The organism is Desulfatitalea alkaliphila (genome assembly GCF_022968795.1).
In the GTDB taxonomy this organism is placed as follows: Bacteria; Desulfobacterota; Desulfobacteria; order Desulfobacterales; family Desulfosarcinaceae; genus Desulfatitalea; species Desulfatitalea alkaliphila.
This window is the reverse complement of the sequence record NZ_JALJRB010000016.1, coordinates 96,614-111,264: the sequence shown is the minus strand read 5'-3', so window position 1 is coordinate 111,264 and position 14,651 is coordinate 96,614. Positions and strand designations below refer to the sequence as shown.

General features: G+C 61.2%; 13 protein-coding genes. 6 read left to right on the top strand and 7 right to left on the bottom strand.

Annotation, left to right across the window (positions count from 1 at the left end; genetic code table 11):
• From MRX98_RS14260 to dtd, 5 genes are all read left to right on the top strand, one after another.
• Positions 1-319: hypothetical protein (locus tag MRX98_RS14260; protein ID WP_246910787.1), on the top strand; the 319-nt coding region annotated here is incomplete at its 5' end.
• 95 nt (positions 320-414) lie between these two features.
• The gene (locus tag MRX98_RS14255) at positions 415-1,470 is read left to right on the top strand and encodes a lipid A deacylase LpxR family protein (protein ID WP_246910784.1); all 1,056 of its coding nucleotides are present in this window, start codon (positions 415-417) and stop codon (positions 1,468-1,470) included.
• Positions 1,471-1,626: 156 nt separating this feature from the next.
• Positions 1,627-3,933, top strand: coding sequence for a Tex family protein (locus MRX98_RS14250; RefSeq protein ID WP_246910781.1), 2,307 nt, complete (start codon positions 1,627-1,629; stop codon positions 3,931-3,933).
• Positions 3,934-4,032: 99 nt separating this feature from the next.
• Positions 4,033-4,674: a class I SAM-dependent methyltransferase gene (locus tag MRX98_RS14245; RefSeq protein WP_246910778.1), complete on the top strand. Its 642-nt coding sequence runs from the start codon at positions 4,033-4,035 to the stop codon at positions 4,672-4,674.
• 267 nt (positions 4,675-4,941) lie between these two features.
• Positions 4,942-5,391, top strand: coding sequence for a D-aminoacyl-tRNA deacylase (gene dtd / locus MRX98_RS14240; protein WP_246910774.1), 450 nt, complete (start codon positions 4,942-4,944; stop codon positions 5,389-5,391).
• 36 nt (positions 5,392-5,427) lie between these two features.
• On the opposite strand, the gene MRX98_RS14235 is transcribed toward dtd, so the two are convergent.
• Positions 5,428-6,813 carry a sigma-54-dependent transcriptional regulator gene (locus tag MRX98_RS14235; RefSeq protein WP_246910772.1) on the bottom strand — a complete coding sequence of 462 codons (1,386 nt, stop codon included), beginning with the start codon at positions 6,811-6,813 and terminating at the stop codon, positions 5,428-5,430.
• 256 nt (positions 6,814-7,069) lie between these two features.
• Between MRX98_RS14235 and MRX98_RS14230 the strand changes: the two genes are divergently transcribed.
• Positions 7,070-8,242 carry a D-alanyl-D-alanine carboxypeptidase/D-alanyl-D-alanine-endopeptidase gene (locus tag MRX98_RS14230; protein ID WP_246910769.1) on the top strand — a complete coding sequence of 391 codons (1,173 nt, stop codon included), beginning with the start codon at positions 7,070-7,072 and terminating at the stop codon, positions 8,240-8,242.
• 452 nt (positions 8,243-8,694) lie between these two features.
• Here MRX98_RS14230 and folE2 read toward each other — a convergent pair whose 3' ends face one another.
• The 6 genes from folE2 to lon form a co-directional block, all read right to left on the bottom strand.
• On the bottom strand, positions 8,695-9,477 hold the full coding sequence (gene folE2, locus MRX98_RS14225; RefSeq protein WP_246910761.1) for a GTP cyclohydrolase FolE2: 783 nt from the start codon (positions 9,475-9,477) through the stop codon (positions 8,695-8,697).
• A 72-nt stretch (positions 9,478-9,549) separates the two neighbouring features.
• Positions 9,550-10,281 (bottom strand): PP-loop family protein, encoded by a 732-nt coding sequence (locus MRX98_RS14220; protein ID WP_281432362.1) that lies wholly within the window; start codon positions 10,279-10,281, stop codon positions 9,550-9,552.
• Between the two features lie 22 nt (positions 10,282-10,303).
• Entirely contained in the window at positions 10,304-10,510 is a 207-nt protein-coding gene (rpoZ, locus tag MRX98_RS14215; protein ID WP_246910745.1) for a DNA-directed RNA polymerase subunit omega, read from the bottom strand.
• A gap of 74 nt (positions 10,511-10,584) precedes the next feature.
• On the bottom strand, positions 10,585-11,043 hold the full coding sequence (gene greA / locus MRX98_RS14210) for a transcription elongation factor GreA (RefSeq protein ID WP_343217766.1): 459 nt from the start codon (positions 11,041-11,043) through the stop codon (positions 10,585-10,587).
• Between the two features lie 277 nt (positions 11,044-11,320).
• Positions 11,321-12,007, bottom strand: a complete 687-nt coding sequence (gene tsaB, locus MRX98_RS14205) for a tRNA (adenosine(37)-N6)-threonylcarbamoyltransferase complex dimerization subunit type 1 TsaB (protein WP_246910739.1) — start codon at positions 12,005-12,007, stop codon at positions 11,321-11,323.
• A gap of 8 nt (positions 12,008-12,015) precedes the next feature.
• Positions 12,016-14,448: an endopeptidase La gene (gene lon / locus MRX98_RS14200; protein WP_246910723.1), complete on the bottom strand. Its 2,433-nt coding sequence runs from the start codon at positions 14,446-14,448 to the stop codon at positions 12,016-12,018.
• Between the last annotated feature and the right edge of the window lie 203 nt (positions 14,449-14,651).

Here is a 14,651-nt window from a genome sequence, read left to right as displayed (position 1 = left end):
CTATGCGCCAAAACGCGCATCACCCGCCCCCCGACCCATTCGCCGGCGGTCGATCAACGCTCACTACAACCATCGTCAAAGCACCACCAAAAGGACGTTCAACGCTCCCGACAACCTACGTCGGAAATTCAAACCTCTGGCCAACCAATCAACCAATATCGGATTCCAAAAATTGCACCACCCAACGGCCATCGGACATCAAATCATTGCAAACATGAATGCTTCCAGCTGGTTTGAAAACCGAAGAATTTATCGGAAAACCGCGTTCCGCTATAGTTGCCGCCCGCCCATCTCCGTCTTGCCAACCGAGAACACTTGATATATCAATGCAAAATAAACTGCAACGCGACAGTAAAAAACAGATGGCGGCGATACGTTCCTGAACACCCCCCGAAAGAAAGCAGCAGCAAACCGATGCGCAAAACGCTTGCCTTGACAATCCTTGCCTTCTGCCTGCTCCTGCCGGCCGCAGCGACACCACCCACGACCCACGCGGAAAAGCGGCCCGGCGAATATAAGACCTTCACCCTCTCTTTCGAAAACGACCTGTTCGACGGCACCGACCGCCAGTACACCAACGGCGTCAAACTGACCTGGATGTCCCAGGACCTGAGCCGCTATCAGGACGACCGGCGCATTCCCAAGTGGAGCTACCCCCTCATCGAAGCGCTACCCATTATCAACCGGCCCGGCGCCCAACGGATCTTCTCCTTTTCCATCGGCCAGAACATCTACACCCCCGAAGACATCCGTCTAACCGAATTGTCAGAGAACGACCGCCCTTACGCCGGCATCACCTACCTTGGGTTCGGCCTCCACAGCAAGGACCGTCGGCGCATGGACACCATCGAAATCAATCTCGGGATGGTCGGCCCCCACTCCTATGCCGAAGAGACCCAAAAGATCGTGCACGAAATCACCGACAGCGCGGAACCCCGGGGGTGGCGCCACCAGCTCAAGGACGAGTTCATCATCAACCTGTTTTACGAACGCAAGTGGCGCTTCAAGGAGGTGGACATGGGCCGCGGATGGGGCGCGGATCTGATTCCCCATCTGGGCGGCGCCCTGGGCAACGCCTGGAACGGCCTCAACGTCGGCAGCCAGGTCCGCTTCGGCTGGAACCTGCCCAACGACTTCGGCACCTTCCTGATCCGTCCGGGCTCCGACACCAACGCCCCCATCGACGACCAGGATCCCCGTTTCAACCCCCGCTTCCATCGCCTGGGCATTCATCTGTTCGCCGGCGTCGACGTGCGCTACATGGCCCATTACATCTTTCTGGACGGCAACACCTTCCGCGACAGCCACAGCGTCGACAAACGGCCCGTGGTCGGCAACTTCATGGTGGGGGTGGGCGTGATTTTTCACCGTTTGAAGGTCAGCTACGGCCATGTGTTCCAAACCAAGGAGTTTTATGGCCAGAAGGACCCCCAATCCTACGGCTCGCTCACCTTCTCCTTTTCCTACTGATCCCGCTCCACTTGACAACTGCCGCGCCGAAACCCTATAGGTCGTGACCATCCATTGCCGGATGGCCGAGCGCTGTCTGCATCGGCCATCGCGCCCCAACCGATCCATTCTCCCTGCGGCGGCGCCGGGGAGCCTATCCGAACCAGGAGTTGTTCCATGAACCCCCAGCACCTCGCCACCATCACCACCGAATTGACCATTGCACCCCACCAGGTCGAAGCCGTGGCCGCTTTATTTGCCGACGGCGCCACGGTGCCCTTCATCGCCCGCTATCGCAAGGAGGTCACCGGCAGCCTGGACGAGGTCCAGATCACGGCCGTGCGCGACCGCCTGGGCCAGTTGGCCGAACTCGACAGCCGTCGCGAAGCCATCCTGGCCGGCCTTGAAAAAAACGGCCACCTGACCGACGAACTCAAAGAGCGGGTGCTGGCGGCGGAGACCATGGCGGTTTTGGAGGACATCTACCTGCCTTACCGACCCAAACGGCGTACCAAGGCCACCATTGCCCGGGAAAAGGGCCTGGAACCATTGGCCCTGGTGCTGCTGGCCCAGGAGGGGGCCGATCCGCCAGAGGCGGCCCTGCCCTTCGTGGATGTGGAAAAAGGCGTGGCCTCGGGCGAAGAGGCCCTCGAAGGCGCGCGCCACATCATCGCCGAGATCGTCAACGAGGACGAAACCGCGCGCTCGCGGCTGCGGGCGCTGTTCGCCCAAAAAGCGACGGTACGCAGCGCGGTGGTGGCGGGCAAGGAGGCCGAGGGGGCCAAATTCAAGGACTATTTCGATTGGCAGGAACCGGCCGCGACCGTCCCTTCGCACCGCCTGCTGGCCATGCGCCGGGGCGAGCGGGAAGATGTTCTCTCGCTGACCCTCCTGCCCGATGAAGATGAGGCATTGCCGCTGCTGGAAAGCCTGTTTCTCAAGGGCCAAGGCCCGGACAGCGCCCAAGTACGCATAGCGGTCCACGACAGTTATAAGCGGCTGCTCTCCCGCTCCCTGGAAACCGAATTGCGGGTCACGCTCAAGGAACGCGCCGACGCCGAGGCCATCCGGGTGTTCGCCAAAAACCTGCGCGAACTGTTGCTGGCGCCGCCCCTGGGGGCCAAGCGGGTGATGGGCATCGACCCGGGTTTTCGCACCGGCTGCAAAGTGGTCTGCCTCGATCGCCAGGGCAAGCTGCTGCACCACGACACCGTCTATCCCCACACCGGCGAGGGACAGGCGGATAAGGCGCGCCACACCCTGCGCCAACTGTGCACCCGCTTCGAGATCGAGGCCATCGCCATCGGCAACGGCACCGCCGGCCGCGAAACCGAACATTTCGTGCGGGGCCTGGGCCTTGACCCATCGGTGATGGTGCTGCTGGTCAATGAAAGCGGCGCCTCCATCTATTCGGCCTCGGAAGTGGCGCGGTCGGAGTTTCCCGACCACGACCTCACCGTGCGCGGCGCGGTCTCCATCGGTCGGCGGCTGATGGACCCATTGGCCGAACTGGTCAAGATCGACCCCAAATCCATCGGCGTGGGCCAATACCAGCACGATGTCGACCAGACCGCTTTGAAGGCCGGCCTGGACGATGTGGTGATGAGCTGTGTCAACGGCGTAGGGGTGGACCTCAACCGGGCCAGTGCCCAACTGCTCACCTACGTGTCCGGGCTCGGTCCCCAACTGGCGCGCAACATCGTGGCCCACCGGGATGCCAACGGCCCCTTCGCCACCCGCCGTGCGCTGCAGAAGGTACCCCGCCTGGGCCCCAAGGCCTTCGAGCAGGCGGCCGGCTTCCTGCGCATTCCCGGGGCCGCCAACCCCCTGGACGCCAGTGCCGTGCACCCCGAAAGCTATGCCATCGTGGATGCCATGGCCGCTGACCTGGGCTGCACGGTACAGGCGTTGATGGAACAGCCGGAATTGCGCCAACGGATCGACATCCAATGCTACGTCACCGATACAGTGGGTCTGCCCACCCTCACCGACATCATGGCGGAACTGGCCAAACCGGGCCGCGATCCGCGCCGCACCTTCGAAGCTTTCGCTTTTGCCGACCATGTGTCCGAAATCAAGGACCTTGAGCCGGGCATGCGGTTGCCCGGCATCGTCACCAACGTGACCAAGTTCGGCGCCTTCGTGGATCTCGGCGTTCATCAGGACGGCCTGGTCCACATCAGCGAGCTGGCCGACCGTTTCGTCAAGGACCCGTCCGAAGTGGTCAAGGTGCAACAAAAGGTGACCGTCACCGTGCTGGAAGTGGACCTGGAGCGCAAGCGCATCAGCCTCTCCATGCGCACCGGCGCCAAGCCCGGGGCATCGGCCGACGCGGCATCCCGCAAAGATCAACCGGCGCGGAAAAGCGGCCCTGCATCCAGGAAACCCGGCGGCAGCGGCAAACCCCAAAGGCCTGGGCGGCCCGAAAAGCAGCCGTTCAACAATCCCTTTGCCGCTTTGGAGCGGTTGGGGGATAAAAAATAGTTTGTTGCGTTTGTTGGGTTAAAATAGAGTTTCAGGTGTTCAGTGTTAAGAGTTTTACGTTAATGAATTCTGCCGGTTAGAGTTCTTCGGGTTGGGTGAATGGGGACCGTTTTCGATACCATTGCCGATGATTATGACCGTTGGTACGATGATGCGGCAGGGCGGGCGCTTTTTCGGGAGGAAGTGGCCTGCCTGCGAGCAGTGTGGAACGATTTTGCCGGCCGTTGGTTGGAGGTGGGGGTGGGCAGCGGGCGCTTCGCCGAGGCATTGAGCATCGGTTATGGCATCGACCTTTCGCTGCCCATGGCCGTCAAGGCAGCCGCGCGGGGCATCCGGGTGCAGCTGGCCCGGGCCGAGCGGTTGCCTTACCCCGCCGACGCCTTGGACGGCATTCTCATCGCCTTCACCTTGTGTTTTCTGGACCGACCCGACGCGGTCTTCCGAGAGTGCCGGCGGGTGTTACGACCGGGCGGCCGATTGCTCCTGGGCACCCTGCCCACCGAAGGCGCCTGGGCGCGCGCCTACATGCGAAAAGGGGCCCAAGGCCACCCGATATACGCCCATGCCCGCTTTCGCCCCTTGAAGAAAACCCTTGCAATGGCGGCCCGCACCGGCCTGGTCCTCCGGCAAAGTGCCGGCGCCCTGCTGCATTCCCCGGACCATGAGCCGGCGAATGCGCCCGTCATCACTCCGGGCATGGCCCCCGGCGCCGGTTTTGCGGCCTTTCTCTTCGAAGCATGAAACCGCTGGCAGGAAAGACTCCCTCACCGATCCGTCAAACCCTCATGGCGATACCGGCGCCACCGTTTGAGCAGCGGGGGAATGAAAAAGGAGCAGACGAACAAACCGAGGGCAAAAAAGACCTTCCAGTGCAATCGTTGGGACCACTGCCCGTCGGCCCGGATCTCCTTCAAGGTGCCGATGAAAAAAGTGAAGCAATTCCGTTAAGGCAATGATAAGCCCGGCACAATTGAATGACAGGCATGGATGGAGGGGAGCGAAGCCGATATGCGGGCAGTGGTGCAACGGGTGACCCAGAGCGCGGTCACGGTGGGTGGCGAAACGGTGGGCGCCATCGAGGCGGGCTTGATGGTCTTGCTGGGCGTGGCCGTCGACGACACGGCCCGGGAAGCCGACTACCTGGCCGACAAGGTGGCCCATTTGCGGATCTTTGAAGATGATCAGGGCAAGATGAACCGCTCCCTGATCGACACGGGCGGCGCCATGCTGGTGGTATCCCAGTTCACCTTGCTGGGCGATTGCCGTAAGGGGCGGCGCCCCTCGTTCGTGGGCGCCGCACCACCGCCGCAGGCCGAGGCGCTTTATGAACGGTTCGTCGCTCACGTCCGCGAACTGGGCATTCCGGTGGCCACCGGCCGTTTTCGCGCCATGATGCAAGTCTCCCTGGTAAACGACGGCCCGGTCACCCTGATCCTTGAAACCGGGGGTACCGCCTGAAAACCGGTCCCGAAACAGGCACGCCGATTCGCGCCCTCAGCCATCGATGCCGTATTTTTTGAGCTTGCGATAGAGGGTGGCCTCCCCAATCTGTAACAGGCCGGCGGCTTTGCGGCGGTTGCCGCCCGACTTGGTCAAGGCATTGCGAATGGCGGCCGCTTCGTAGACCTCCAGGGAATCCCCTTCAATGCCGGCGGCTTGTCCGGGCACCCCGGTCGCGGCGCCGGTGGGGGCCGGCGCGTGAATGTTCTCCGGTAAATCCGCCGGTCCGATGCGCTCCTCCTGGCCCATGGCCACGGCCCGGCGCAGCGCATTTTCCAGCTCCCGCACATTGCCCGGCCAGTCGTAGGCCATGAGGCACAGCAAGGCCTGCTTGGTGATGCGATGCACCGGGGAGGCGGGTGTGCGAAACCGCTCGATGAAATGGCGCACCAGCAGCGGCACATCGTCCAGTCGGTCGCGCAATGGGGGCACTGTCATGACCACCACATTGAGGCGGTAGTACAAGTCCTGGCGAAAGCGCCCCGCCGCCACCTCCTGCTCGAGATTGCGGTTGGTGGCCGCCAGAATACGCACATCCACCGGATGGCTGCGGCCGGCGCCCACCGGACGCACCTCCTTCTCCTGGATGGTGCGCAGCAGCTTGACCTGCATGGACAGCGACAGCTCACCCACCTCATCCAGAAAAAGGGTGCCTTTATCGGCCGAACGCACCAATCCGGCGGTGCTTTCGTGGGCGCCGGTAAAGGCGCCGCGCACGTGCCCGAACAGCTCGCTGGCCATCACCGTTTCATTGATGCCGGCGCAATCCACCGGAACGAAAGGCCCCTTGCCCCGGGGGCTGTGGTGGTGAATGGCACGCGCCACCAACTCCTTGCCGGTGCCGGTTTCGCCCTGGATCAAAATGGAGGCATCCGACGGCGCGACCTGCAGAATCATCCGCTTGAGGTTGAGCATGGCCTCGGCCTGGCCGGTGAGCTGATCGAATCCGAAGCGGATCTCCATGGCGGCCCGCAGCCGGCGGTTCTCCTGCTCCAGCTGCCAGATCCGGTGCAGCTGCTCCAAGCGGGCCAGCAGATTCTCCTCTTCGAACGGTTTTTGCAGAAAATCGACCGCCCCCATTTTGATGGCGGCCACCGCCTCCGCGACGCCACCGTGGCCGGTCAGAATCACGACCCGCACCGTGGGCCATTTGGCCTGCATCTGCGACAGCAAGGTCATGCCGTCCATTTCCGGCATCATCAGATCCACCAAGGCGGCATCGATGGGCGTCCGGCGCAGTATCTCCAGGGCGGCCTGACCGTTTTCCGCCGCGTGCAACACGTAGGGCGCTTTGCGAAACACCCGCTTCAAAGCCGCCAGGACAGCGGGTTCGTCATCGACCAGCAACAGGGCAAAGCGGCGGTTTTGATTCGACTCCATCCCGATCATCCCACTGAAGTTACACGCACAAAGGCCATTCACCAGTGCGGCGAAGCGCCGCCGGAGGCGACTGTGGCGTTCATCTCACTATTATCGACCGTCCGCCGGCGATCTTGAAAAATTTCCAGCGGCATGAAAAAAGGGGAGGATGGCAATGGACACAAACGCCAACATGCCAAGCGCCTCATTGGATCGAGGATCGGAGCAAATGGTGCACATTGCAAGATTGAAGCGGCGGTCAACGGGAAGCATCGGGTTGCTTGTTTTGATGTTGTTGATCGGCGCCGGCACCACCGCGGCGGACACCACGCTCAATGAACGCTTGACCGCTCTGCTGGGACCCCGGGATGCCGTGATGGTGGCGGCGCCCGACGGTAACCCGGTGGTCGCGGTGCGCCCCGATGCTTTGCTGGTGCCCGCCTCCATTCTCAAGGTGGTGACGGCGCTGGCGACATTGCACCACCTGGGGCCGGAACATCGATTCATCACCGATTTTCATCTCGATGGCGACAACCGCCTGGCGATCAAGGGATACGGTGATCCGCTACTGGTCTCCGAACGGGTGGCGGCCATGGCCGCCGAGCTGGCCGGCCGCCTTGAGCGCATCGACGGCCTGGTGCTGGACGACACCTATTTCGACCAACCCCTGACAATCCCGGGACGCGGCGGCTCGGCGCGGGCCTACGATGCGCCCAACGGCGCCCTGTGCGTCAATTTCAACACCTTCTTTTTCGAACGGCGCAACGGCGCCTGGGCCAGTGCCGAACCCCAAACCCCTCTGCTGCCGTTCATGATCGATGCCATCGAGGCATCGGGTCTGACCAGCGGCCGGATCACCATCGCCGGCAATCGCCACGAGATGCTGCGCTACACAGGGGAGCTGTTCGAGCACTTCCTGCGGGATGCCGGCGTGGCTACGGCGGGCACCATCGCACCGGGCCTTCTCGATACCGATCTCCACACACTGCTGTGGCGCCATCGTTCCGAACATCCGCTGACCAAGATCATCGCCGACCTGCTCGAATTTTCCAACAACTTCATCGCCAACCAACTGTTGCTGGCCATGGGCGCACAGGTCCACGGGCCGCCGGCCACCATGGAAAAAGGCGTGGCGGTGCTGCAGCACTATTACACCCAACACCTGGGCATCACCACCGGCACCCTGGTGGAAGCGTCGGGACTTTCGCGCCACAACCGGGTCTCGGCCCGCACCATGCTGCACGTGCTGGCCCGTTTCCAGCCGCACCACCACCTGATGCGTCAAGAAGGGCGCCAATGGTACAAGACCGGCACCTTGCAAGGCGTCAGCACCCGGGTGGGCTATTTGGAATCCGAAGCAGGCGGCCTCTATCGTTTCGCAGTCCTGTGCAACACCCCCGGCCGCACCACCGACCGCATCATGCAACTGCTCGAAAGAAACTTGCGTTAGTTTTTTGGGTTTTTTGGGTTTGTTGGGTTTATCGGGTTGGGTGGGTTTTGTTGAGTTAAAAGCAAGTCTTAAGTGTTAAGTTTTAAGTTTTAAGTTGAAGGAATTCTATCGATTTTAGGGGGTTGAGGGTGGTCTCCGGGGGTGGATCAAAACGCGCTTCGCTAAAACAGTGGGGGCCGAACATCCGGCGCCCACCTCATAACGGTCCCTAAGCGCCTGCACGCATCACAGCAACCCCAGCCGCCGTGCAGGAACAGACAATAATGGTTATGTCACCTGTGGCGCAGGGGCACGGCATGTCGTGCATGAACGGGCCGCCTGGGGCTACCCGGGCACGGCATGCCGTGCCCCTACAAGGGTGTTGCCGACCCGGCAACCCAACGCCCCCACCATCTCTAACCGCCAGAATTCCTTCAACTTAAAACTTAACACTTAAAACTTAAAACTATCTCTCACACCGGCCACGGTCCGCTGGTGATGTGGGCGTAGGCGCTGTGGTTGTGGATCGATTCGAAGTTTTCGGCGCTGACGGAGAACCAGATGATGTTGTCGTCCTGCATCAGGCGGGAGGCCACGTCCCGGACCACATCCTCGACAAACTTGGGGTTGTTGTAGCTCTGTTCGGTGACCCGCTTTTCGTCCACTCGCTTGAGTACCGAAAAAACATCGCAAGAGGCGCAAGCTTCCACCAGCTCGATCATGTCCTCCAGCCAGATGAAACGCTTGAAGCGGGTTTGCAGCTTCACTTCACCGCGCTGGTTGTGGGCCCCTGCATCGCTGATGGCCTTGGAACACGGGCAGACTGAGCTGATAGGGACGTTCACCTCGGAGATCAGGTCCACCTCGTCCCGGGCGTTGCTGGAACCCATGATGCGGCAGGTGTAGTCCATTAGACCGGGCGCCTTGCTGACCGGCGCCTGTTTTTCGATGAAATAGGGGAAGGTCATTTCGATGTGCGCCGAAGCGGCATCCAAATGCTTTTTCATCTGCTCCAGCAAGGTGGCGAACCGCTTGAGGGAAACCTCGCTTTTGAGCAGATGGAGCATCTCCACGAAACGACTCATGTGGGTGCCCTTGTACTGATGGGGCAAATCCACATACATGTTGATGATCGCCACGGTGGCCTGGCGGCCCTCACGGCGGTCCCGCACGGTTACGGGGTAGCGCAGATTCTTGATCCCCACTTTGTCAATGGGAATGTTGCGCGTGTCGCGTTGGCTTTGCACGTCTTTCATCGATCCGCCTTCCATGCCTCGGCCAAAGGTCCCGTTCCCGGAGCCGCCGGCATCAACACCCATCCAATGGCCTTATCGGGGCAGATATTCAGCTCGGACGTGGCGCATCGATCTGAATATGTTGCCTTTGATTTTTCTGTTGTCGGCGTAGAGGCGCCGCAGCATGTCCTTGACGGCCGCCCGTTTGGAACGTCCCGCACTGGGGCAGGGATTGGGAGGCACCGGAAATTGCATGATCCGGGCGAAACGTTCCAGATGCGCTTCATCGGTATATGCCAGTGGTCGAATGACGGTTATCCGGCCATCGAAAAAAGGCTGATGGGCCATCATGGTGCTGATCTCGCCGGCATAGAACATGTTGATGAACAGTGTTTCGATCAGATCGTCCTTGTTGTGCCCCAGGGCCAGCTTGCGGCACCCCATTCGGTCGGCCGCCTCGAACAGTCGCCGGCGCCGGTTGCGGGCGCACAAGAAGCAGGGATTTTCCCGATTGACGTCACTGTGGGCGACGGGACCGAAATCGGTCCGCTCGATGTGAACGGTCCAACCCATGCGCCGGCAGAAGGCCTCAATGGCCCCGCTCGGTCCGCCTTCGAAACCCGGATCGATATGGATGGGGTGCAGTGAATATCGGACGGGTACACGGGTTTGCCGCTCCGCCAGGAGCCACATCAAGGCCCAACTGTCTTTTCCGCCGGAGAGCCCGACGGCGATGCGATCCCCGTCCTGGATCATCGAATAGGCGTGCAGGGCCTTGCCCATGGACCGGTTGAGGGACTTGTATGTGTTGCTGTGGGTCGGCAAGGGACGATCTTCAAGCGACGGGTCAGGCCTGATCTTCGGCCAGACTCTTCTGGGTCACCTTGCCCGCCGCCAGTTCACGCAACGCCACCACGATGTCTTCGTTTTTGGGTGAGCTGACAAGATATTCGGATCCCTCCCGAATTTGACGCACCCGAGAGGCCGCCAAATGCACCAACCGGAACCGATTATCAACTCTTTTCAAACAATCTTCAATGGTTATCCTTGCCATTGCCCTAACCTCCATTTGTTGTCAGCCCGCCCGGCGCGCGCGGCAGGCTTGGTATGCCCATCCCTATAGCAGAATCAACGAATCTCCACCAGCTCATATGTCCGCTTGCCGGCCGGCGCTTCGAGGACGATCTCGTCGCCGGGCCGACGCCCGATGATGGCCCGGCCCAATGGTGAGGCGACAGAAATTCGACCCTCCTTGATGTCCGACTCGTCCGGCCCGACCAGTTGATACTCCACCTCCTCGCCGGTGTCCACATTGGCAAGCAGCACACGGCTGGCAAAAACGGCCCGGTCGCGGGGCAACTTGTCCGGGTCGATGATATCGGCGTTGCCCAGCTTGAATTTGAGTTCGTTGGCCCGCGCCTCGATAAACGCCTGGCGCTCCTTGGCCGCCTCGAATTCGGCATTTTCGGACAAATCGCCGTGGGCACGGGCTTCTTCAATGGCTTTGATCACCAGGGGGCGTTCCACCGACACCAACTGCGTCAACTCCTTTTTCAAGGCTTCATAGCCACGGGGGGTAATGGGCACTCTATCCAACAGTCACTCCTTTGTTAAAAGCGCGACGGCCCGGAAGGGGGCCGCCGCTGCCATATTGAATTGTGATACGCTACGCCCGGCGGCATCGTCCCATCTACGGGCGATCCTTCCATATGCCGCCGGCATTCATCGGAAGCAATACAGAAACCAATGCTCCCCCGCCGGACGGCGAAGTCCCATTGGTTTGTCTGCCACCTACTGAATGTTGTTCAACCTGAAATCCCTTACCCATTTCCAGCAGGCGTGTCAAGCAGATCAAACATTCAGATCAAACATTGAGCCGGGCATCCGATGGTCGAATGTATAGCGGCGCGAAACGATGAACATCCACCCACTCCCCGCGCCTCAGCTGTTCGCCGGCCAGCCGCGCCACGGCAGCGGCGGACAAAGTGTCCAGCCCCTCACCCGCCGCCAGCAACCACTCCGGCCGCGACAAGGCGGCCCGCAACTGTTCGTTGTAGAGCCGCGCGCCGTTGCCGACGAAAAGGCAAGGTCCTGCCACCTGTCCCGCTGCTTCCCGCGGCGGACCGACGGTCTCCGGATGGATCTGTACCAATCCTTGCTGATGCCGCTCGTACAGAGACCAGTAGACTTGGTGCCGCCGGGCGTCGATCATGGGGCAGATGCGTGTGATGCCCTCGGGGACCCGGCACGTCAGGGCTGCCAAGGATGAGACGCCCAGCAACGGTTTGCCTGTTGCCAAGGCCAGCCCCTTGACGGTGCTGATGCCGATGCGCAGGCCGGTGAAGCTGCCCGGGCCACGGGTGACGGCAAAGGCATCCACCTGTTTGAGCGAAAGGTCGGCAAGACTCAACACAGCCTCGATGGCCGCCATGAGGGTGCCGGTGTGGGTCCGTCCCCGGTTGAGGCACAGCTCGGCCGCCACATCGCCACTCTCGCGGGCCAATGCCACGCCGCACACCTCGGTGGCGGTATCCACGGCCAGAATGCGCATGGCCTTCGTCAGTGCTTCTTCGCCGCTTTCACCCTGCGGGCCGGCACGACGGCGCGGGGCTTGGCCACCGGTGCAAGCAAGGCGATGTCCAACACCTCGTCCATGTTCTGAACCGCCACGAACTTGAGCTTGCGTTTGATGGTGGCCGGCAGCTCTTCCAGTTCTTTCTTGTTTTTCGCGGGGATGATGACCGTTTTGATGCCGGCCCGCAGCGCTCCCAGGGATTTCTCCTTCAAGCCGCCGATGGGCAGGACACGGCCGCGCAAGGTGATCTCGCCGGTCATGGCCACATCCTTGTCAATGGGCCGCTGGGTGACGACCGAAATCAGGGCGGCCGCCATGGCGACGCCGGCCGAGGGACCGTCCTTGGGGATGGCCCCGGCCGGCACATGTATGTGGATGTCCAGATTCTCGAAGTTGGAATTCTTGATGCCCACCGCATCGAAATAGGCCCGTGCGTAGCTCAGTGCGGCACGGGCCGACTCCTGCATCACCTCGCCGATCTGGCCGGTGATGATCAGCTCGCCCTTGCCCCGGATCAGGCTGGCTTCCACATAAAGCACCTCACCGCCCACCTGGGTCCAGGCCAATCCGGTGGAAAGCCCCACCTGGCTCGCTTCCTGGTCGAGTTCAGGGTAGAATTTGGGGACGCCCAGATATTTTTCCAAATTACCGCGGGTGATGGCAAAGGGGCCTTTGCGGCCCTCGGCGATCTTGCGGGCCGCCTTGCGGCAAATGGTGGCGATCTCACGTTCCAGATTCCGCAAGCCGGCTTCGGAGGTGTACTCGGTGATCATGGTCATCATGGCATTGGCGCTGATGGTCAGTTGCCGCGGCTTGAGCCCGTTCTCTTTTAGCTGGCGCGGCACCAGGTAGTTCTCGGCGATGATCCGCTTTTCATCCTCGGTGTAGCCCGAGAGATGGATCACCTCCATGCGGTCCAACAGCGCCGACGGGATCGTGTCGGTCACATTGGCGGTGAGGATGAACATCACCTGGGACAAATCGAAGGGCAGGTTGAGGTAGTGGTCCGAAAACTCGTAGTTCTGCTCCGGATCCAGCGCCTCGAGCAGGGCCGAGGAGGGGTCGCCGCGAAAATCGTTGCCCAGTTTGTCGATCTCGTCCATCATGAAAACCGGGTTGCGCGTGCCGCAGGTCTTCAGCCCTTGGAGGATGCGCCCGGGCATGGCGCCGATATAGGTGCGCCGGTGGCCCCGGATCTCCGCCTCATCCCGAATGCCGCCAAGGGAGATGCGAATGAATTTGCGCCGCATGGCCTTGGCGATGGCTTGGCCCAGGGAGGTTTTGCCCACCCCCGGCGGCCCGACGAAGCAGAGGATCGATCCTTTGATTTGGGGGTTGAGCTTGCGCACGCTCAGGTACTCCAAGATGCGGTCCTTGATTTTGTCCAGGCCGTAGTGGTCGCGGTCCAATACCTCCTTGGCCTGTTTGATATCGATCACATCCTTGGTGGTCTTCTGCCAGGGCATTTCCGTCAGCCAGTCCAGATAGGTCCGCACGACGCCGGACTCGGCGGCGTCCGGATGCATCTGCTCCAGGCGCCGCAACTGCTTGATGGCCTCCTCCATGGCCGGTTTGGGCATACGCGCCCGCTTGATGGCTTTCTGGTACTCCTCCAGCTCTTGACTCTTCTCGTCCAGTTCGCCCAGTTCCTTGTGAATGGCGCGCATCTGCTCCCGCAGAAAATAGTCCCGCTGGCTCTTGGAGATTTCGTCTTTGACGTCGGACTGGATCTTGGCCTGCATGGCCGACAGCTCCACCTCCCGCGACAGCAGGTCGTGCACCTTGTGCAGGCGGGCCACAGGGTCGACAAACTCGATTACCTGTTGCGCCTCTTCGATCTTCAATCGCAGGTTGGAGGCCACCAGGTCGGCCAGTTTGCCCGGATCTTCGATGCCCTCCAGAATGCTCCCCACGTCACCGGTCAGTTCACCGCGCAGGGCCAGGATCTTTTCCGAGTAATCGCGCACATTGCGCATCAGCGCTTCCACTTCCAGGTCGGGCAGCGCCACTTCGGGCTCTTCCAGGAGCTCCACCGCCACCCGGTAAAAGGTGCGCTTTTGCACATAGCGCACGATGCGCGCCTTGGCGAATCCCTGAACCAGGGCCTTGACACGGCCATCGGGCAGTTTCAGCACCCGCAGAATGCGGCTGATGGTCCCGACGTTGAAAACGTCGCCCGCCTTGGGATTCTCAACGGCCGGATCCTTCTGGGTGACCACAAAGAGAAAGCGATCCTTGGACAGAGCGGCCTCCACCGCGCGCACCGATTTTTCACGCCCCACGAACAGGGGCAGCAGCATGTCGGAAAAAATCACCACATCCCGCACCGGTAACAGGGGCAGGGTGGTGGGGATGTCCACGTCACCGATGTCTTCTTCAATGATACTGATGAGATCGTCCTTGTCCGTTTCAGCCATCTGTCTTCATTCCTATTGGGTGTGCCCGCGCTCCATGCTGCACGACAAGTGCGTTTCAAACCGGATTAAGCAAAGATTCCGGCGAAATGCCGGAAATCGGAATCGAACGGCTTTTGCAAATGGAATCAAATGGGTATTATAAAACATAACCGTGAGTTGACAATATCCGACTTGCTTTTTTAACTGATTCCGCCTACAAATGC

Bases quoted from the DNA above. Each gene is read 5' to 3' on its own strand.
- MRX98_RS14255 (WP_246910784.1), top strand. From the start codon at position 415: ATGCGCAAAACGCTTGCCTTGACAATCCTTGCCTTCTGCCTGCTCCTG.
- MRX98_RS14250 (WP_246910781.1), top strand. From the start codon at position 1,627: ATGAACCCCCAGCACCTCGCCACCATCACCACCGAATTGACCATTGCA.
- MRX98_RS14245 (WP_246910778.1), top strand. From the start codon at position 4,033: ATGGGGACCGTTTTCGATACCATTGCCGATGATTATGACCGTTGGTAC.
- dtd (WP_246910774.1), top strand. From the start codon at position 4,942: ATGCGGGCAGTGGTGCAACGGGTGACCCAGAGCGCGGTCACGGTGGGT.
- MRX98_RS14235 (WP_246910772.1), bottom strand. From the start codon at position 6,813: ATGGAGTCGAATCAAAACCGCCGCTTTGCCCTGTTGCTGGTCGATGAC.
- folE2 (WP_246910761.1), bottom strand. From the start codon at position 9,477: ATGAAAGACGTGCAAAGCCAACGCGACACGCGCAACATTCCCATTGAC.
- rpoZ (WP_246910745.1), bottom strand. From the start codon at position 10,510: ATGGCAAGGATAACCATTGAAGATTGTTTGAAAAGAGTTGATAATCGG.
- tsaB (WP_246910739.1), bottom strand. From the start codon at position 12,007: ATGCGCATTCTGGCCGTGGATACCGCCACCGAGGTGTGCGGCGTGGCA.
- lon (WP_246910723.1), bottom strand. From the start codon at position 14,448: ATGGCTGAAACGGACAAGGACGATCTCATCAGTATCATTGAAGAAGAC.